The sequence below is a fragment of the Vibrio quintilis genome, assembly GCF_024529975.1.
Classification (GTDB): domain Bacteria; phylum Pseudomonadota; class Gammaproteobacteria; order Enterobacterales; family Vibrionaceae; genus Vibrio; species Vibrio quintilis.
Map to the genome: position 1 here is coordinate 3,856,629 of NZ_AP024897.1, position 20,302 is coordinate 3,876,930.

The window sequence follows — 20,302 nt, forward strand, 5'->3', positions numbered from 1 at the left end:
GTCACCGGATTTTGAGGGAATCATTTAAGAGGATGTTTGTCTTATGAGACCCAACCCATAATCATGTCAGTCGGAATAATGTCAGTCAAAACCAGGTCAGTCAGATATATGCGTTTGATCGTTTTTCTGCTTATATCTCTGCTTACAACCGTATCTCAGGCGCAACTTTTTGAAAATAATAGCGCACCGGTGCTGGCGCCGGAATCAAGCCGGTTTGTCACCGCAGAAGAAGCATTCCCTTTTCACGCTTATCAGGAAGGTAACCAGTTACTGATAGACTGGCAGGTTCAGCCAGGCTATTACCTGTATCAAAGCCGGATGTCATTCAATCCGGACAATGTGAAAATCAAATCCAGCAACATACCAGATGGCATACCACATAAAGATGAATTCTTTGGTCAGGTTAATGTTTATACTGAACCGGTATTCGTGACGCTGACTCTGACCGATGCAATCAGGCAACCAAGTATTACGATTAAGTATCAGGGGTGTGCTAAAAAAGGATTCTGCTATCCGCCGGAACAACAGGTGATCACCATCGATCCGACACTGATTCCGGCATCCGCTCAAGCTGCATCTCATCCACCGTCGCCCTCATCCCAGGAGCCACAATCAGAACAGGATCGTCTCGCAGATAAGTTGGACAATAACCTCTGGAGTATTCCTCTGTTTCTGCTGCTGGGAATAGGTCTGGCATTCACGCCCTGTGTTTTCCCCATGTATCCGATTATCACCAGTATTGTTCTGGGGCGGAAAGACGTCACCCGCAAGCAGGCGTTCAAACTCGGACTGATTTATGTTCAGGGAATGGCACTCACTTATACCGCTTTGGGTCTGGTGGTGGCTTCCGCAGGGTTAAAATTTCAGGCATTGCTGCAAAGTCCGGTGATTTTAATCGGATTCAGTATTCTGTTTGTCGCTCTTTCACTGTCAATGTTTGGTGTCTACACCCTGCAGATGCCGGGCAGATTACAAACTTACCTGAATCAGCTGAGTGATAAACAAACTCAGGGGCAGACGCTGGGCGTTTTCCTGATGGGCGCGATCTCCGGCCTTGTCTGCTCACCATGTACAACGGCGCCCTTATCCGGTGCCTTACTCTATGTCGCCCAGACGGGTGATTTAGTGATTGGCGGCATTGCACTTTATGCCCTGGGCATGGGGATGGGCATTCCGTTAATTTTGATCGCAGTATTTGGCCATCAGTTCTTACCCAGATCGGGGCCATGGATGGAAAAAGTCAAAACCTTATTTGGTTTTATCCTGCTTGCTGCTCCCGTTTTCCTGCTGGAGAGGATCCTGCCCGAAGTCTGGTCAGCCGGTTTATGGACTGCATTGGGTATCTGTTTCTCTATCTGGCTGTTCCTGACCGGCAGAACACACTCTCCCACACCGTTCCGGAAGGGGATCGTAACTTTGTTCTCTGTCGCGGGTCTCTGCCTGTCAGCACTCCCTGTCAGCTCTTATTTACTCAGTCATGAAACACAGCAGGAAGAACATGCGATCCAGTTTGTTCAGGTCAACACAATTGAAGCCCTGAAACAGCAACTGGCGCAGGCAAAGCTGGCCGGGCAGCCCGTCATGTTTGACCTGTATGCAGACTGGTGTGTGGCCTGTAAAGAGTTTGAGAAATATACATTCAGTGATCCATCAGTCCAAAGACAACTCAGTAATTTCAAACTGGTTCAGGCGGATGTGACGAATAATTCCAAAGCCGATCAGGAAATCCTCCGCTCGTTTAATATCCTCGGTTTGCCAACCATTCTGTTCTGGAACGGGGAAGGGCAAGCAGTATCTGCGGCTAAAATCTCCGGTTTTCTGTCAGCCGAAGATTTTCAAAGAAATATCAGTCAGAATCACCTCTCTGCGAATTAGTCCTGTAACCGGGCAGAATCAATATTCTGCCCGGCTGACCAACCTCACATATTTAACACAGAGTCTGTAAATTTAATCCTGTTATATTGTTCCAAAAAATGATTAGAACAATAATTTAAACTGGCTCAACATAAAAAGTATAAATACCAATGGACTCTACCTACACTATTATCATCGCTGATGATCACCCACTATTCAGAAATGCGCTTTTTCAGGCTGTTCATCTCGCCGTCAGTGGTGCCAACCTGCTCGAAGCTGATTCTTTAGATACTTTACTTTCCATTCTTGCCAGAGAAAAAGAGACTGATCTGGTGCTGCTGGATCTGAAAATGCCCGGAGCAAATGGCATGTCTGGATTAATCCAGCTGAAGTCAAATTATCCGGATTTACCCGTTGTCGTGATCTCAGCCAGCGAAGAACCCACGGTTGTCTCTCAGGTTAAAAAACATGGCGGGTTTGGCTTTATTCCCAAATCAAGCGATATGAGAGAACTGACAGAAGCCCTGAATCAGGTGCTCAGAGGCGAACCGTACTTCCCGGAGAATATCGACCTGAGTACAGCGAAGGCAGACAGTCTGTCTGAAAAAGTCGCCACATTAACACCTCAGCAATACAAAGTGTTGTCCATGTTATCTGACGGTTTGCTGAACAAACAAATCGCCTATGAACTGAATGTTTCAGAAGCAACAATCAAAGCGCATATGACGGCAATTTTCCGCAAACTGGATGTCAAAAACAGGACACAGGCAGTCATTCTGCTGGGTGAACTGAATGACTAAGCAGCTGACTTTGTGTCACACTCTGAATGCGTGCAACATGAGCAAAATTCAGCAGGCCCTGAATATTGTCAGCGAGTGAAATATCATCATTCGCTGACATTTTACCTCGCTCATCTTCCCCTCAAAATAGCATGATCGCCACGAGTCAGGAATAAATACCGGCTGTTCAAAACAGACAGAAAAGCAGAACTGGCTGTGCTCATCATTATACTTTCGGCTAACAGAACCTTTATTTAACAAATAATTTACATGAATTTCTCATGTGTTAATTATTAATTGATTGATAATCCATATAAAAATCAAAATACCAAAGTTGAACAGATTTGTATCACTCTCCCTGCTAACTTAAAAATGCAACATTATATTAACAATAAAAGGAGAATGTCATGTCGTTCGAATCATCGGAACATGCACAGGCTTACTGGAAAGAAAATCTGACCTTAATGGGCGTATTACTCTCTGTCTGGTTCTTAGTATCCTACGGTGCAGGAGTCTTATTTGTTGAACCGCTGAATTCCATTCAGGTGGGAGGATTCAAACTTGGATTCTGGTTTGCGCAACAGGGAGCGATTTATACATTCGTTGCACTGATTTTTATTTATGTATGGCGCATGAATGCACTGGATAAAAAATATAACGTTCACGAAGAGTAAAGGGGTGCAATATGGATATTCAAACCTGGACATTTATTCTGGTCGGCCTGACATTCTCGCTATACATCGGTATTGCCGTCTGGGCAAGAGCGGCATCCACCAGCGAGTTTTATGTTGCCGGAGGCGGCGTTCATCCGGTTGCCAACGGCATGGCAACTGCAGCGGACTGGATGTCAGCAGCTTCCTTTATTTCAATGGCAGGAATTATTTCTTTCATTGGTTATGACGGTGGCGTTTACCTGATGGGCTGGACCGGCGGTTACGTTTTACTCGCACTTTGTCTTGCACCTTATCTGCGAAAATTTGGTAAGTTCACCGTCCCGGATTTCATCGGCGATCGCTACTATTCCAAAACCGCCAGAATGGTCGCCGTTTTCTGCGCCATATTTGTTTCATTCACTTACGTCGCCGGGCAGATGCGTGGTGTGGGCGTCGTCTTTGCCCGTTTCCTTGAGGTCGATATTAACTTAGGGATTATCATCGGTATGGCGATTGTTTTTTTCTACGCCGTTATGGGGGGGATGAAAGGCATTACTTACACTCAGGTCGCACAATATTGTGTGCTGATTTTCGCTTTTATGGTCCCGGCTATTTTTACCTCACTAATGATGACCGGATCGGTACTGCCTCAGATCGGCTTTGGCTCCACCATGTCCGGCTCGGAAACATATCTGCTCGACCGGCTGGATGGACTAACACAGGAGTTAGGCTTTACCGCCTATACAGACGGCTCAAAAAGTATGGTCGATGTCTTTTTCATCTGCGCGGCATTAATGGTTGGAACGGCTGGTTTACCTCACGTGATTATTCGCTTTTTTACTGTTCCTAAAGTGTCTGATGCACGGATATCCGCCGGGTGGGCGCTGGTCTTTATTGCCTTACTCTATACAACAGCTCCGGCAGTCGCAGCGTTTGCCAGAGTTAATATGATTGAAACCATTAACGGGCCAGATATGCAGGGTGTTCAGGCTACTGAAGCCCCCGGCTGGTATAAAAACTGGGAAAGTACCGGACTGGTTGCCTGGGATGATAAAAATGGTGACGGTAAAATGTTTTATGCCGGAGATGCGCGGAATGAAATGAAAATTAACCGCGATATCATCGTACTCGCTTCACCGGAGCTGGCTAAATTACCGAACTGGGTCGTTGCCCTGCTGGCTGCTGGCGGTCTGGCCGCAGCACTTTCCACAGCTGCCGGATTACTGCTGGTGATATCGACTTCAATCTCTCATGACCTGCTCAAAAAAGGCTTTAAGCCGGATATGACGGATAAACAGGAATTGCTGGCCGCCCGGCTTGGCGCAGCGCTGGCCGTCATCGGTGCGGGTTACTTAGGGATCAATCCGCCCGGTTTTGTCGCTCAGGTGGTTGCTTTCGCTTTCGGACTGGCAGCCTCATCATTCTTCCCTGCCATCATTATGGGAATTTTTTATAAACGAATGAATAAAGAAGGCGCAATAGCAGGCATGATGGCAGGAATCCTGTTCACTGCAGCCTATATTATTTATTTCAAATTTATCAATCCGGGAGCCAATATTGCGGAAAACTGGTGGTTTGGTATCAGCCCTGAAGGTATCGGCACGCTGGGCATGTGTCTGAACTTTGTGGTGGCAATTGTTGTGAACAAATTTACTGCAGAAGTACCGGATGATGTTCAGGATATGGTGGAATCAATCCGCTATCCAAAAGGCGCGGGGACAGCACACGAACATTAAGCTGAATGAGCTGTAAACTTATCAGGCCCGGATTTCCCGGACAACACACCGGGCCTGCTCTTTGACTGGATCAGGATGTCATCCCTGCAATACGAAAATCAGGATTAGTCTGAGTGATTTTTTTCACCAGCCAGTTCAGTAACACACCATACATTGGTACAAATAAGCCCAGACTAATCAACAGCTTTACGCCGTAATCAACCAGCGCAATTTCCTGCCAGTGCTGTGCCATAAAAGGATCCGGACTATGCCAGAATGCAATGGCAAAGAACGCGACCGTATCCAGCGCATTACCAAACAGTGTTGAAGCCGTTGGGGCAATCCACCACTGTTTCAACTGGCGTAAACGATTAAAGACTTGCACATCCATGATCTGACCCAGCAGATAAGCAGTAAAGCTGGCGATAGCAATCCGGGCAACAAACCAGTTAATGTCATTCAGTGCCGCCATGCCCTGAAAATTACCTTCAAAGAACATCACGGACAATAAATACGATAGCGCTAATGCAGGAATCATCACCAGAAAGATAATTTTTCTTGCCATCGAAGCACCAAAGATTCGGACCGTCAGATCCGTTGCCAGAAAAATAAACGGAAATGTAAACGCCCCCCATGTTGTATGGAGCCCCAGAAAGGTAAACGGCAGCTGAACCAGGTAATTACTTGAAGCAATCACAAGTAAGTGAAACAAAACAAGATAAACCAGCGCCTTGCGCTGTTGTGCAGGGGTAAAACAACTCATCTGTACACCTTTTTCGTTTGTTTTGGGGTGAGGGAACCCAAATCAATGAAGCATCAGGCTTCAGTCATTATTCAGTCATAACAATCCGGAAAACATCCTCCGGATTCGGGAGGCGCATTGTACATTAAAGCATCAGGAGTGCAAGCCTTTCCCTTCGCAAAAAAGACAGGATAATAATTTAGAGGCAGGCAAATACAGACAGGGATCAACAGGAATATTTCCCCGGACAAACCGCTATCCGGGGAAACAGTATGAACAGATAATCAGGAAATAGTTTCAGGTGAAACTTCCTGCTCATCTCCGGCTGTTGAAGCTTCAGCAGTTTCAACCACACCAATTTCTTTTTCGGACGCGCCAACAACAATGGCAGCAGCCAAATCACCAATCACGTTGATTGACGTTCTGGCCATATCCAGAATCCGGTCAATCCCGGCGATCAATGTCAGACCTTCCAGTGGCAGACCAACTGAGCTCAGTACAATCGACAACATAATCAGGCCGCCACCCGGAACACCAGCGGTACCAATCGCACCTAATGTTGCCGTCAGAACAATGGTTCCCATCTGCGCAAAACTTAAGTCGATACCATAAACCTGGGCAATAAAGATGGCACAAACGCCCTGATAAAGCGACGTTCCACCCATATTAATGGTTGCGCCCAGCGGCAGAACAAAACTGGCAATCCGGTCTGAAACACCAAAGTTTTCTTTGATGGTTTTAATACTGACCGGCAAAGTACCGGAACTGCTGGATGTGCTGAATGCTGTTGCCGCCGCAGGCAAAATGCCTTTCAGGAATTCAGACAAAGAAACACGGGACAACCCGTTAACCGTGACGGCATAGACAAAGACCATCTGCAGTAAGCAGCCCACATAAACCGCACCAATCACTTTAATCAGTGGCAGTAAAACGGCAGTCCCGTTTGAAGCCACAACCGGAACAATCAGCCCGAAGACACCGTAAGGCGCCAGTGACATCACAAAGCCGGTAATTTTGTACATGATCTCAGCCAAGCTTTCAAAAAAGCTGATAAAAGGTTGCGCTTTAGCTGTGGGTAACGATGTGGCGCCCATACCAAGGAACAGTGCAAAAGCAATAATCTGCAGCATGTTGCCTTCAACCAGCCCCTTCAATGGGTTTTTCGGAATAATATTTAAAAACGTATCAGCAAGGCTCACTGTTTTCGCTTTCATCGCTGTTTCAGCAACAGGCATACTTAAGCCCGCTCCGGGCGTCAGCAACATCGATAAAACCAGACCGATAGCAACGGCAAAAGCTGTGGTTAACAGATAATAACTTAAAGTTTTCCCACCAATTCTGCCCAAAGTTTTGATATCACCAATACTGGCAGCGCCAACGATTAATGACGAAAAAACTAACGGGACAATCAACATTTTAATCAGGTTAATGAAAAGTGTTCCGACAGGCTTGATGTATGTGTTTGCGATTGCCGGGGAATCCTGAAGTAGTAAACCCACAACAATACCCGCAGCAAGACCAATGAATATTTTCGTGGTCAGCTTCATTGTTTTCATGATGTTCCTCATTCTTGTTATACAGATGACATCGATTATTAATATGCCCAAACAAACTCAATGCGTTGAAATTGTTTGGGTATATTTAATCAGGCAAGATTTCCGCCGCGGATTTGCAGAAATATTCATCATATCTGCCGGGCAGACAGCGCGCGACATTATCACAATAAATGGGAGCAGACCATGATAAAAGACGACATTATTGACCATTTTCACATCAATATCCTTTATTCATCCAACATAAAAGGCAGATCAGCTGAAGTCGAATTGGCTCTCTTGAGAAAAGGCCGTCATTCGTGATAATCTTCGCCTCCACTTTTCAGCCTGTAATTCCGGACAAGTAATAAGGTATGGAATAACAGTGCTATCTTTAAAAATCAGACAGCTTTTCGACAACAAAAGTGAAATAAAGTTATGAGCAGAGGCACGCTTTATATTATTTCAGCCCCCAGCGGCGCTGGAAAATCAAGTTTAATCAATGCATTACTGGAGCAAAACCCAACCTATGCAATGAAGGTTTCCGTCTCGCACACGACCCGGGATCCGCGTCCGGGAGAACAGGATGGCATTCATTACCATTTCGTGGCTAAAACTCACTTTGAAGCACTGATTAAAAAGAATGAATTTCTTGAATTTGCTGAAGTTTTTGGCAACTACTACGGCACATCCCGGGTGTGGATAGAAGAGAACCTTGAAAAAGGCATCGATATTTTTCTCGATATTGACTGGCAGGGTGCACGCCAGATCCGACAACAGATGCCGGATGCAAAAAGCATTTTTATTCTGCCGCCATCCAGAAGCGAGCTGGAACGACGTCTGAATGCCAGAGGTCAGGACAGCGATGCAGTCATTGCTGACAGAATGAGTAAAGCTCAATCAGAAACATCGCATTATGACGAATATGATTACCTGATTATTAATGATGATTTTGATGTTGCACTGATGGATTTTAAAGCAATTCTTCGTGCGGAAAGATTGAAGCAGGACAAGCAAGCTGCTAAATATAGCAATATGCTGTCTGAATTATTATCGGAATAGCACCCGATGCAACTATCTATAGGGTTTACAGCTAGTATCATCAGATATTAAGTTGTATAATTTCCCGTCATTTACAGTTTATTAATTAACGATTTGGAGTACTCATGGCACGCGTAACTGTTCAAGATGCAGTTGAGAAAGTTGGCAACCGTTTCGATCTGGTTCTTATTGCGGCTCGCCGCGCCCGTCAAATGCAATCGGGCGGTAAGGATCCATTGGTACCGGAAGAAAATGACAAAACAACAGTCATTGCCCTTCGTGAAATCGAAGAAGGTTTAATCACAAAAGAAGTTCTTGATGCACGTGAGCGTCAGGAACAACAGGAACAGGAAGCTGCAGAACTGGCAGCGGTAAGCAGTATTGCTCACAACCGTTAATCAGTTCAGCATACACGTTCAGTATATACGATAGGCGGGTCGATTAATTTGTATCTGTTTGATAGCCTCAAGGACGTTGCACAAGAGTACCTGACAGAGCCTCAGATTGAGGCTCTGCGACACTCTTATGTTGTAGCAAGAGAAGCGCATGAAGGACAAACCCGCTCCAGTGGTGAACCTTATATTATCCACCCGGTCGCCGTTGCCCGCTTACTGGCGGAAATGCGCCTGGATCTGGAAACCCTCCAGGCAGCTTTGCTGCACGATGTCATCGAAGATACCGAAGTCACCAAAGAAGAGCTTGAAACAAAGTTTGGCACAGCGGTTGCTGAGTTGGTGGACGGCGTATCGAAACTGGATAAGTTAAAATTCAGGGACAGAAAAGAAGCACAGGCTGAAAATTTCCGTAAAATGGTTCTGGCCATGGTTCAGGACATCCGTGTCATTTTGATCAAACTTTCCGACCGGACGCATAATATGCGGACTCTCGGCGCACTGCGCCCGGATAAGAAGCGACGAATTGCACGGGAAACACTGGAAATCTATGCCCCACTCGCCCACCGCCTTGGTATCCACAACATTAAAGTTGAACTGGAAGAACTTGGTTTTGAAGCACTTTATCCAAACCGCTACCGCGTTTTAAAAAATGTGGTAAAAGCAGCCCGCGGTAACCGGAAAGAGATGATCCAGCGAATCCACAGTGAAATCGAGGGGCGTCTGCAGGAAGTCGGATTGCAGTCCAGAGTGCTTGGCCGGGAAAAGAACCTTTATTCTATCTATAACAAGATGAAAACGAAGGAACAGCGTTTTCATACCATTATGGATATCTATGCGTTCCGCATTATTGTTGATACGCCGGATACCTGCTACCGGGTGCTCGGTCAGGTACACAGCCTGTACAAGCCAAAGCCCGGCCGGATGAAGGATTATATCGCAGTACCCAAAGCAAACGGCTATCAGTCTCTGCATACCTCAATGGTTGGCCCGCATGGCGTTCCTGTTGAAGTTCAAATCCGGACCGAAGACATGGACCAAATGGCCGACAAAGGGGTTGCCGCTCACTGGTCATACAAAACCAATGGCGAGCGAACCGGAACAACCGCACAAATTAAAGCACAGCGTTGGATGCAAAGCCTGCTCGAACTTCAGCAAAGTGCCGGCAACTCATTCGAATTTATTGAAAACGTAAAATCAGATCTGTTCCCTGATGAAATTTACGTTTTCACTCCCAAAGGACGTATCGTTGAACTGCCAGCTGGTGCAACCGCTGTAGACTTCGCCTATGCCGTTCACACCGATGTCGGTAATACCTGTGTCGGGTCACGGGTCGATCGCAATCCTTACCCACTGAGTAAAGCGCTCAAAAACGGACAGACGATTGAAATTATCAGTGCGCCGGGAGCACGCCCTAACGCGGCATGGCTCAACTATGTTGTGACATCCCGTGCCCGGACCAAAATCCGCCAGGTGCTGAAAACAATGCGTCGCGAAGAGTCTGTCAGCCTTGGACGACGGCTCCTGAATCACGCTCTGGGTGAACAGTCGATTGGTGATATCAGTGAAGAAAATATCCAGACCGTGCTCCTTGAGATGAAAATGTCACAGCTTGATGACCTGCTGGCAGCCATCGGCTTAGGTGAACTGATGAGTATCGTGATTGCACGTAAACTACTGGGCAATACGGAAGAACTGACGATCAGTGAAGAAAACCGCAAGCGCTCCTTACCAATCCGTGGTGCGGAAGGTATTCTGCTTAACTTTGCAAATTGTTGTCATCCGATTCCGGACGATCATATTATCGCTCATATCTCTCCGGGACGCGGACTGGTCATCCACAGAGAAACCTGTGCAAACGTCCGTGGATACCAGAAAGAACCGGATAAATATATGGCCGTTGAGTGGTCAAAAGATTACGATCAGGAGTTCATCACTGAACTGAAGATCGATATGCTCAACCATCAGGGCGCTTTAGCAGAACTGACCAATGTGATTTCACATACCGGTTCAAATATCCATGGTATTTCGACTGAAGAAAGAGACGGTCGTCTGTATACCATCAAAGTATTGCTGACCACGAAAGACCGGATTCACCTTGCAGGAATTATGAAAAAGATCCGCGTTATGCCTCACGCATTAAGAGTTCAGAGGAAAAAAAGCTGAACTCCCGGAAGTTATCAGGCAGAACGTCATTGACTGACGTTTCTGTCCTGAGTCAGATTCACCATCATCAATTATTCAGAAGTCTATGAATCCCGAACGTTATCAACGCATCCTTGAAGTCCTGAAAGCAAGACAAACAGACCTCACTTTATGCCTGGAAGAAGTCCATAAACCCAATAATGTGTCTGCCATTATCCGCACTGCGGACGCAACCGGTATTCATAAAATCCATGCAGTCTGGCCTCATAAAAACATGCGGACACTGAGTCATACTTCCGCAGGTGCAAGAAACTGGGTTGAAGTTGATACACATGATTCGTTAGATGATGCAGTTTCTGCCTTCAGAGAGCAGCAAATGCAGATTCTGGTGACGAACCTGTCTGAAGATGCGGTTGATTTCAGAGAAATCGATTATACCCGCCCGACCGCCATCATTTTAGGCAGCGAGAAAGAAGGTATATCTCAGCAGGCATTAGCTGTGGCTGACAAGGACATCATGATTCCAATGGTTGGCATGGTGCAATCTTTAAATGTTTCTGTTGCCAGTGCCCTGATTCTTTATGAAGCACAGCGACAACGCCAGATAGCCGGAATGTATCAGCGGGATAAAAGTGACTTGCCGGATACAGTCGTACAACGCATCTTATTTGAACGGGGGCATCCGGTTTTAGCCAAAGTAGCCAAAAAGAAAAAGCTTCCTTACCCATTACTGGATGACTGCGGACAAATTATTGCTGACGAAGCATGGTGGCGTGAGATGCAATACGCATAAGTGAGCGTCGTTCATACCGCGTAAACAAAAAAACTGTACAAAAAAACAGTTCAATGGTTGAATAACTACAGTTGATTCACCAAGTAAGATGAGCCTGTTCATTTATGTCACAACTGCTCCATGCAATTCCGTTGACGTCACTGTCTGGTGTTGGGATCAAAATTGCTGAAAAGCTAAGCAGAATCGGACTGAATACGGTTCAGGATCTCTTGTTTCATCTCCCCTCCCGCTATGAAGACAGAACCCGCATTTATCCGATAAATCAGCTACACGCCGGGCTATGGTGTGCAGCGCAGGGACAGGTGATGGCCGTCAATTCTTCATTTGGCCGACGAAAAACTCTGACCGTAAAAATGAGTGATGGTCACGGAACCCTGACCTTACGCTTCTTCAATTTCAATGCTGCAATGAAGAACAGTTTCACCGAAGGCAAATATATTCACGTTTACGGAGAAATTAAAAGAGGCATGTCCGGACTGGAGGTGATTCACCCGGAATATAAATTTTATCAGCCTGATACACCTGTCATTGAAGAAGCGAATCTGACCCCGGTTTATCCGACAACGGATGGGCTAAGACAGTTAACACTGCGCCAGCTCACCGATCAGGCATTAGAACTGCTTGATAAGTCTGCGGTACAGGAACTATTGCCGGAAGGCTTGTATAACCATCAGATTACAATGTCTCAGGCTCTGCATATCATCCACCGGCCTTCCGCAGATATCGATCCGGAGCTATTTGACAAAGGCCATCATCCAGCCCAGCTGCGATTAATCATGGAAGAGCTGCTGGCACAAAACCTGTCAATGCTGGCTATTCGTCATCAGGGACAACAAGAGCAAGCGTTGTCATTAACGCATTCCGAACCTTTCAAACAGCAATTGCTGGAACAGCTTCCTTTCAGTCCGACCAGTGCTCAGGCCAGAGTTGTCAAGGAAATCGAATCAGATCTTGAACAGTCACATCCGATGATGCGGCTGGTTCAGGGAGATGTGGGCTCAGGCAAAACATTAGTTGCAGCCATGGCAGCACTCAGAGCCATCAGCCACGGGTATCAGGTCGCTTTAATGGCTCCGACGGAACTGCTTGCCGAGCAACACGCGATTAACTTTAAAACATGGTTTGAACCGATGGGAATTAATGTCGGTTGGTTATCCGGAAAACAAAAAGGCAAAGCCAAAGAACAGGCCATCACTGAAATCGCCAACGGTGAAGTCAGTATGATTGTCGGGACACATGCCTTATTTCAGGAGCAGGTCGGCTTCCACCATCTCGCATTGATTATCATTGATGAGCAGCACCGATTTGGAGTTCACCAGAGGCTGGAGCTGCGGGAAAAAGGCGGAAAAGACGGCCGCTATCCTCACCAGCTGATTATGACGGCGACTCCGATTCCGCGGACACTGGCAATGACAGCTTATGCCGATCTGGAAACTTCCGTCATTGATGAACTCCCGCCGGGACGTACTCCCGTGCAAACTGTCGCGATTCCGGAAACAAAGCGGAATGATATAATTGAGCGTATTCGCCATGCCTGCTTGTCTGAGGGAAAACAAGCTTATTGGGTTTGTACGCTGATCGATGAATCAGAAGTGCTGGAAGCACAAGCAGCAGAAGAAATTGCACAAACGCTGAAACAGCAGCTGCCTGATCTGAAGATCGGACTGGTCCACGGGCGGATGAAAGCTGCTGAGAAGCAGTCTGTTATGCAGGATTTTAAATCCGGAGAATGCCATTTACTGGTTGCCACAACCGTCATCGAAGTTGGTGTCGATGTACCGAATGCCAGTTTAATGATTATCGAAAATCCGGAACGGCTCGGACTTGCCCAGTTACACCAGCTGAGAGGCCGGGTTGGCCGGGGCTCAGTTGCCAGTCACTGTGTCTTGCTTTATCACCCGCCACTCTCTAAAACAGCCCAAAAACGGCTTGCTGTCATGCGTGACAGTAGTGATGGCTTTGTCATCGCGCAAAAAGATCTGGAAATCCGGGGACCTGGCGAGTTGTTAGGAACAAAACAGACCGGTTTAGCCGACTTCAAAATTGCCGATTTGCTTCGTGATCAATACCTGATCCCGGAAGTTCAGCGGATCGCCCGCTATATCCACGAGCACTATCCGGAAAATGCACAAGCGATTATTGATCGCTGGCTGACGGACAGAGATATTTACTCGAAAGCCTGAATCTTCTTTACACAAGATCACGCCGGAATAAAAAGCAAACGTTTGCCATTTTGACAGAATTCACTATAATTCTGCTCAATTTTCATTCTGAGCAAACTCCCCACAATAATAATTAACCCCACAATCTGTTCAGGGCTTTTTTACATTTGATTTAATACCGGAATCCAGGATATGACGACTAAAAAATCTGAGTTAGTCTATCAGCTTAATGATAAACCACCTTTGCCACAGACCACTTTCGCTGCATTGCAACATTTACTGGCGATGTTTGTCGCCGTAATTACACCTTCGTTAATTATCTGCCAGACCTTAGGTGTACCAGCCGACCAGACAAATACCATCATCAGCATGTCACTGTTTGCATCAGGCATTTCATCTTTCATTCAAATCCGTACCTTCGGCCCTGTCGGTTCAGGACTTCTTTCTATTCAGGGCACCAGCTTTAACTTTCTCAGCCCGATCATTGGTGCTGGGATGGCACTGAAAGCAGGTGGTGCGGATATAAATACAATGATGGCCGCCATCTTTGGCACCATTCTCGTGGCCTCATTCGCAGAAATTATTTTGTCCAGAGTCTTGTCTTATGCGCAACGGATTATTACCCCGTTGGTTTCCGGAATTGTTGTCACACTGATTGGCCTGACTCTCATTCAGGTTGGCCTAATCTCAATGGGCGGCGGTTACGCAGCGTTAGGTGATGGCAGTTTTGGTAGTCTGGATAAACTGGCGCTTGCCGGATGCGTCCTTGGCCTGATTGTGATTCTCAATCGCTCCGCTAATCCATATATCCGTGTCGCTTCCATCGTTATCGCTATGCTGATTGGTTATATCATGGCTTATTTCATGGGCATGGTGAATTTTTCAGATCACGCAGAGACCGCCCTGTTTGCCCTGCCTGTTCCAATGCAGTTTGGCCTGAGCTTTGACTGGTCCCTATTTATTCCTTTAGTCTTAATCTTTCTGATAACAGCACTGGAAGCGATTGGAGATATTACCGCAACATCAGAAGTTTCCGGTGAGCCGGTCAAGGGCCCGGTGTATATCAAACGATTGAAAGGCGGTGTGCTGGCTGATGGTTTAAATTCAGCTTTGGCTGCAGTGTTCAACAGTTTTCCTAATTCAACATTCAGTCAGAATAATGGTGTGATTATGCTGACTGGCGTCGCCAGCCGCTATGTCGGCTATTTTATTTCCGCCATGCTGGTGTTACTCGGCTTGTTCCCCGGTGTTGCTGCATTCGTTCAACAAATTCCGGAACCTGTGCTGGGTGGGGCGACGATCGTGATGTTCGGTACAATAGCTGCTGCTGGTGTCCGGATTATCTCCCGTGTTGAACTGGATCGCCGTGCCATTTTAATAATGGCGCTGTCGTTTTCAATGGGACTGGGTATCGCTCAGAAACCGGAAATCCTGCAATTTATGCCAGAGTTTATCAAAAACATCTTTTCATCCGGTATTGCTGCGGGAGGAATTACTGCAATTGTCCTGAACCTGCTTCTGCCAGAAACGAATCATAAAGCTGACAGCAGTGAAAAAGTCTCAGTGACTGAGCAATCTGCGGCTGAATAAACGTCAATGATATGACCGGATGCCCCGCATCCGGTCATTAGTACCACTGAAAGCTCAATGCCCGGAATAACTCATTTCACAGGGAAACTAATCTGAACCTTCAATCCCCCTTCAGAGCGATTGTTCATTGAAATCGTGCCATGGTGTTGACTGACAATTCGTTTTACAATCGCCAGCCCTAACCCGCTCCCTTCGGAACCTCTGGCTGTATCACCCTGCGTAAACGGCTCAAATACTTTACTCATTTGTTCTTCTTCAATACCCGGGCCATTATCTTCGACACAAAGCCAGATCAGTGTTTGATCAGCAGTCATACCCACACTAACTTTAACCCAGCCATTCCCGTAACGAATCGCATTCACGACTAAATTGCTCACAGCACGCTTTATCGCAATCGCATTTCCCCATGCATATTTCAGGGAACCGGCAATACTCATTTCTGGCTGGGTATGATTCACTTCCGCTGCTTTGACAATATCTCTGACCACATCTTCCAAATCAACTTCTGTAAAAGACTGGGCCTGAACCGGCTTCAGATAATCCATAAACTGGCTGATAATCTCATTACATTCTTCAGTATCACTGATAATACCTTCAGCAAGATAGCTGTCTTCAGGGGACATCATTTCAGTGGCTAAACGAATCCGGGTAAGCGGGGTTCTCAGATCATGGCTGATCCCTGCCATCAATAAAGCCCTATCAGCTTCCAAATCCTGAATCCCCTTTGCCATCTGGTTAAATGCCTGAGTCACAGAACGAATTTCGGTTCCCCCTTTTTCGGGTAACGCGGGTGGTATTTCACCTTTTCCGACAGAGAGTGCGGCTTTTTCCAGATCTTTTAACGGACGATTCTGAATCCTGACAAATAACCAGCCACCAAACATGATCAGAATCGTCATTAAAAGGCAATTTCTGAATAACGGAATAAAGTCTTCTTCCTGAAGCTCAGATAACGGTATCTGGATAAGAACGCCCGGCAGCTTTTCTATTTTCATCCAAAGAATATAACTGCGTTCACCGAGGATCATTCTCACATCGGTCGGAGAGTGAAGTTCCCGGGTCATATCTTCGCTCATCAGGTCAATTCGCACTGCATGTGAGAATTCCTCAGCAATATCTTCGTCCAGCGAATGAATTGAAACACCCAGCTTGTCTAACACTCTTTGCCGCGCCAGAATCTCTTCAGAAATTTCATTCCCGTTGCCGTTCGAATCCTCCAGCATAATACTGATTTCGTGGCCGAGAATCGTATTTAGCTGCTGTAAACTAGGAACAAGCGCATAATGGAATAGTGCGTAGAAAGTATAGATCTGACTGGTGATAAATAACGTCAGAAAAATAATGATGGTTTGAGTAAAAGCGCTGCGAACCCGCATCTGAAAGAACTCCGGAAATAAATAATCAGGCTGGGTTCAGGGCCTGTTTCACCCTGAACCGGGAAATTAAGACGATGGATTCTTACCGTCCGGTACAAAAACGTAGCCGAGCCCCCATACAGTCTGAATATATCGCGGCTTAGCCGGGTCGTCCTCAAGCATGCGTCTTAGCCGGGAAATCTGAACATCAATTGAACGCTCCATTGCGGAATATTCACGCCCGCGGGCCATATTCATCAGTTTGTCCCGCGACATCGGCTCTCTGGGGTTACTGACCAGAACTTTCAGAACCGCAAATTCTCCCGACGTTAACGGCATCGATTCCTCCCCGCGGAACATTTCCCGGGTTCCGAGGTTCAGGCTGAAATCGCCAAATTCAATCACAGACTCTTCCGCACTGGGAGCCCCAGGCAGTTCACTCGCCTGACGTCGTAAAATTGCTTTAATCCGGACCAGAAGCTCACGGGGATTAAACGGCTTGGGTAAATAATCATCCGCACCGACTTCGAAACCGAGAATACGTTCTTCTTCGTCTCCTTTCGCCGTCAGCATCAACACCGGAATCTGATTATTTGATTCACGGAGACGTTTGCATATCGACAATCCATCTTCTCCCGGCAGCATTAAGTCCAGAACCATCAGATGAAATTGTTCACGCATGAGTAACCGATCCATTTGCTGGCTATTGGCAACACTACGTACCTGAAACCCCTGTTCAGATAAATAACGTTCCAGCAAAGATCTGAGCCTGGCGTCATCATCAACCACTAAAATCTTCACATTTTCCTGCACGCGACAACCTCTGTTTTTTTGATTTTATTGTCAAACTTTAACTCTAACACTATTTCATACCAACAGAGGAACAGAATTGTTAAGGTTTATGTCTTCGGAAAATCTGGTGATCTGTTACATGTATACCCAAACAGCCTGAAGATGCCGGTTGCTTGGGTATAAATCATTTCTCATTAGTTTTCATAACATTCGCCTTCCAGTAAACTGGTAATACCTTTTTCTCGAGAAAGAATGCTAACCGTGAGTGAAATTAAGTTTAAGCAAATCGCCCGGACTATCGAATCAAGAATCAGAGATGGCGTTTATCCTCCGAATACTAAACTTCCGCCACACCGGGTATTGGCCGAAGAATTACAAACGACACCAGTAACGGTCGCCAAAGCTTATAAGTTACTCTCAGAGCAAAATCAGGTTGAATCTTTTGTCGGACGGGGAACTTTCGTCTGCGGTGAATCTCAGCTGTCCAGCGTGATTCAGACTTCCGATGATGAGGACGACTATAATTTCTCGATACTGCAACCCTGCCTCAGCCACAATGTTCCTGAACTTCAGAGTGCGATCCGCAGCAGTGCCAGCAAGATCACCAGCCACCTGACCGGCTATGCAGAAAACTCCGGACACGAGCGGCACCGGCAAACAGGAATACGCTGGGCATCACAATATGGTCTGGAGCCGGGCACTGTACAAAACACCCTGCTGACCAGCGGCACACAGAACGCGCTGGCCGTTCTGGTTGAATCACTGACCAAACCGGGAGATACCATCGCAGTTGAAACGCTGACTTACCCCGGCATTCTGGCGATAGCCAGTCTGAGAAGACGCCATGTTGTCGGTGTTCAGATGGATGAAAACGGCATGATCCCGGAACATCTGCAACAAACCATTGAGCAACATCACCCGAAACTGGTCATTGTTGTACCTTCTCATCAGAACCCAACCGGCATCACCATGCCGGCTGAACGCAGAGAAAGCATCGCCAGGGTTGTTCGTCAGCACAATATCTGGTTCATTGAAGATGATATATACAGCTTCTTAAATGAAGATCCCATGCCGGCAATCTGCAACTGGCTGCCAGAGCGGGGATTTCATGTCACAAGTTTATCGAAAGCAATCTGTCCGGCACTGCGGTGCGGATTTATCAAAGCCCCTTCATCACAGGTCGCGACGATCAGCGCTCATATCCGGACTGACATCTGGCTCGCCTCCCCACTGAATTTTATCATTGCAGAAGAGCTAATCAATTCAGGACAAGCGTTTGAGCTGGCAGAGAGGCAGCGGTTACTGGCTGGTGAAAGGCAGAAAATTGCCCGAAAATATTTGCCTCACTCTACGATTCCCAGACAGGGTTACCACCTGTGGATTCCTTTACCTTCACACTGGCAACAGGAACGTTTTGCGATGGAAGCTCAGAACCATCGTATTCTTGTCAGTAGTGGCAGCTATTTCGATACACAGCAAAGCTGTAATCATATCCGGCTTTCGCTGACTGCAATAAATTCTGAACAGAAGTTCAAACAAGGAATGGAGAAATTAAACAAGTTACTCCATTCTGATCCGGCCACTGTTTTTTCATATCAGACTAACCCATTCTGATTGGCAGATTGCAGAAAACCACATAAAACTGAAACGAAAAAGCCAGAGTGTCATACTCTGGCTTTATGCATCAGTGATGGCATCAGAACAGACCGGTTATCCGGATTGTCTGCTGACCGGTTTACACTTCGATTTTTTTCGGATCAGGTCCGTACTCGTTTTCACCAAAGCTTCCCGCCTGTACGGTGAATACAAAAAAGACAATCGCACCAACCAGTGGCACAAGTGTAATGAAGAACCACCAGCCACTACGCCCGGTATCGTGCAAACGGCGAACTGTCACTGACAGGCTTGGCAGGATAAGAGCAAGACAGAAAATCCCGGTGATCAAACCATAACTACCGATCAGGCCATCTAAAATACCTGTCACGATCATAAAGATGATCATAAACAAATAAAACATCCAGTACTCTTTTCGTCTGGCACGGCCACTGAAAACTGTATATTTTTTAAACGCTGCTATAAACCAATTCATTATTTTTATTTCCCGATTAAATAGTTTGAAGATAAAGAATAGTCAACCCAGGCCATTGCCACACATGGCCTGCTCAATAAGGCGCTTAATTATTGATGAAAGTTATAATTATATCAACTACCATTCGATATATTTTCTCAATAAGATATTATTCTTTTTCATATGTTATCGAGTTAATAAACCACTCTTTCTCTCCATCGGGTGTTTTTACCGTAAATTCGTCATCGACCTCTTTTTTGATCAGTGCCCGTGCCATCGGTGAATCAACAGAAATATAATCTTTAACATCACCGTAAATTTCTTCCGGCCCGACAATCCGGAATTTTTTTGTATCGCCAGCCTCATTCCCGATTTCAACCCAGGCACCAAAAAACACCTTTCCCTCCTGCTGTGGGGAATAATCAACAACTGTCAGTTCGGGAAGCAATTTGCGTAAATACCGGACCCGGCGATCAATCTGTCTCAGCAGACGTTTGTTGTATTGATAATCTGCATTTTCACTCCGGTCTCCCAGACTGGCAGCCCAGGTGACAATTTTGGTTATCTCCGGACGTTTCTCTCGCCACAGATGATCATGCTCCTGTTTCAGTTTGTTATAACCTGCCCTGGTGATTAATTTTGTCTTCACATATGCTCCCGGAATTTTCTGAACGACGGCAAAAATTATA

17 protein-coding genes are annotated in these 20,302 nt (G+C 46.3%); 11 read left to right on the forward strand and 6 right to left on the reverse strand.

All coding sequences use genetic code 11. The features are described 5' to 3' along the window. The first annotated feature begins 108 nt into the window (after positions 1 to 108). The 4 genes from OC443_RS17625 to OC443_RS17640 all read left to right on the forward strand — a co-directional run bounded on the left by OC443_RS17625 (position 109) and on the right by OC443_RS17640 (position 5,022). A complete protein-coding gene (locus tag OC443_RS17625) occupies positions 109 to 1,875 on the forward strand; it encodes a protein-disulfide reductase DsbD (RefSeq protein WP_073585855.1) in 1,767 nt (588 codons plus the stop codon). A gap of 149 nt (positions 1,876 to 2,024) precedes the next feature. Then, positions 2,025 to 2,654 (forward strand): response regulator transcription factor, encoded by a 630-nt coding sequence (locus OC443_RS17630; RefSeq protein WP_073585834.1) that lies wholly within the window; start codon positions 2,025 to 2,027, stop codon positions 2,652 to 2,654. A gap of 386 nt (positions 2,655 to 3,040) precedes the next feature. Then, entirely contained in the window at positions 3,041 to 3,307 is a 267-nt protein-coding gene (locus OC443_RS17635) for a DUF4212 domain-containing protein (protein ID WP_073585833.1), read from the forward strand. Positions 3,308 to 3,318: 11 nt separating this feature from the next. Next, the gene (locus tag OC443_RS17640; protein WP_073585832.1) at positions 3,319 to 5,022 is read left to right on the forward strand and encodes a sodium:solute symporter family protein; all 1,704 of its coding nucleotides are present in this window, start codon (positions 3,319 to 3,321) and stop codon (positions 5,020 to 5,022) included. Between the two features lie 70 nt (positions 5,023 to 5,092). Here the strand turns inward: OC443_RS17640 and OC443_RS17645 are convergent, their stop codons facing one another. Together OC443_RS17645 and OC443_RS17650 are read right to left on the reverse strand one after the other, a co-directional pair. Then, positions 5,093 to 5,764, reverse strand: a complete 672-nt coding sequence (locus tag OC443_RS17645; RefSeq protein WP_073585831.1) for a 7-cyano-7-deazaguanine/7-aminomethyl-7-deazaguanine transporter — start codon at positions 5,762 to 5,764, stop codon at positions 5,093 to 5,095. Between the two features lie 263 nt (positions 5,765 to 6,027). After that, positions 6,028 to 7,299 carry a dicarboxylate/amino acid:cation symporter gene (locus OC443_RS17650; RefSeq protein WP_073585830.1) on the reverse strand — a complete coding sequence of 424 codons (1,272 nt, stop codon included), beginning with the start codon at positions 7,297 to 7,299 and terminating at the stop codon, positions 6,028 to 6,030. A 414-nt stretch (positions 7,300 to 7,713) separates the two neighbouring features. Between OC443_RS17650 and gmk the strand changes: the two genes are divergently transcribed. The 6 genes from gmk (at position 7,714) to OC443_RS17680 (ending at position 15,398) form a co-directional block, all read left to right on the forward strand. Continuing rightward, on the forward strand, positions 7,714 to 8,337 hold the full coding sequence (gene gmk, locus OC443_RS17655; RefSeq protein WP_073585829.1) for a guanylate kinase: 624 nt from the start codon (positions 7,714 to 7,716) through the stop codon (positions 8,335 to 8,337). Positions 8,338 to 8,441: 104 nt separating this feature from the next. Further along, on the forward strand, positions 8,442 to 8,714 hold the full coding sequence (rpoZ, locus tag OC443_RS17660) for a DNA-directed RNA polymerase subunit omega (protein ID WP_073585828.1): 273 nt from the start codon (positions 8,442 to 8,444) through the stop codon (positions 8,712 to 8,714). Positions 8,715 to 8,762: 48 nt separating this feature from the next. Continuing rightward, a complete protein-coding gene (gene spoT, locus OC443_RS17665; RefSeq protein ID WP_073585827.1) occupies positions 8,763 to 10,874 on the forward strand; it encodes a bifunctional GTP diphosphokinase/guanosine-3',5'-bis pyrophosphate 3'-pyrophosphohydrolase in 2,112 nt (703 codons plus the stop codon). Between the two features lie 85 nt (positions 10,875 to 10,959). Next, complete coding sequence (trmH, locus tag OC443_RS17670; RefSeq protein ID WP_073585826.1) at positions 10,960 to 11,646, forward strand: tRNA (guanosine(18)-2'-O)-methyltransferase TrmH; 687 nt, start codon at positions 10,960 to 10,962, stop codon at positions 11,644 to 11,646. A 104-nt stretch (positions 11,647 to 11,750) separates the two neighbouring features. Continuing rightward, complete coding sequence (recG, locus tag OC443_RS17675) at positions 11,751 to 13,829, forward strand: ATP-dependent DNA helicase RecG (protein ID WP_073585825.1); 2,079 nt, start codon at positions 11,751 to 11,753, stop codon at positions 13,827 to 13,829. A 171-nt stretch (positions 13,830 to 14,000) separates the two neighbouring features. Further along, complete coding sequence (locus OC443_RS17680) at positions 14,001 to 15,398, forward strand: uracil-xanthine permease family protein (protein ID WP_073585824.1); 1,398 nt, start codon at positions 14,001 to 14,003, stop codon at positions 15,396 to 15,398. 71 nt (positions 15,399 to 15,469) lie between these two features. Here the strand turns inward: OC443_RS17680 and envZ are convergent, their stop codons facing one another. Together envZ and ompR are read right to left on the reverse strand one after the other, a co-directional pair. Then, a complete protein-coding gene (gene envZ, locus OC443_RS17685) occupies positions 15,470 to 16,774 on the reverse strand; it encodes a two-component system sensor histidine kinase EnvZ (protein WP_073585823.1) in 1,305 nt (434 codons plus the stop codon). Positions 16,775 to 16,840: 66 nt separating this feature from the next. Beyond that, positions 16,841 to 17,554: an osmolarity response regulator transcription factor OmpR gene (gene ompR, locus OC443_RS17690; protein ID WP_234976454.1), complete on the reverse strand. Its 714-nt coding sequence runs from the start codon at positions 17,552 to 17,554 to the stop codon at positions 16,841 to 16,843. Positions 17,555 to 17,806: 252 nt separating this feature from the next. Between ompR and OC443_RS17695 the strand changes: the two genes are divergently transcribed. Then, positions 17,807 to 19,159, forward strand: a complete 1,353-nt coding sequence (locus tag OC443_RS17695; protein ID WP_073585821.1) for an aminotransferase-like domain-containing protein — start codon at positions 17,807 to 17,809, stop codon at positions 19,157 to 19,159. A gap of 121 nt (positions 19,160 to 19,280) precedes the next feature. Here OC443_RS17695 and OC443_RS17700 read toward each other — a convergent pair whose 3' ends face one another. Both OC443_RS17700 and greB read right to left on the reverse strand, forming a co-directional pair. After that, positions 19,281 to 19,634: a DUF805 domain-containing protein gene (locus OC443_RS17700; RefSeq protein ID WP_073585820.1), complete on the reverse strand. Its 354-nt coding sequence runs from the start codon at positions 19,632 to 19,634 to the stop codon at positions 19,281 to 19,283. 148 nt (positions 19,635 to 19,782) lie between these two features. Further along, a complete protein-coding gene (greB, locus tag OC443_RS17705) occupies positions 19,783 to 20,262 on the reverse strand; it encodes a transcription elongation factor GreB (RefSeq protein ID WP_073585854.1) in 480 nt (159 codons plus the stop codon). Between the last annotated feature and the right edge of the window lie 40 nt (positions 20,263 to 20,302).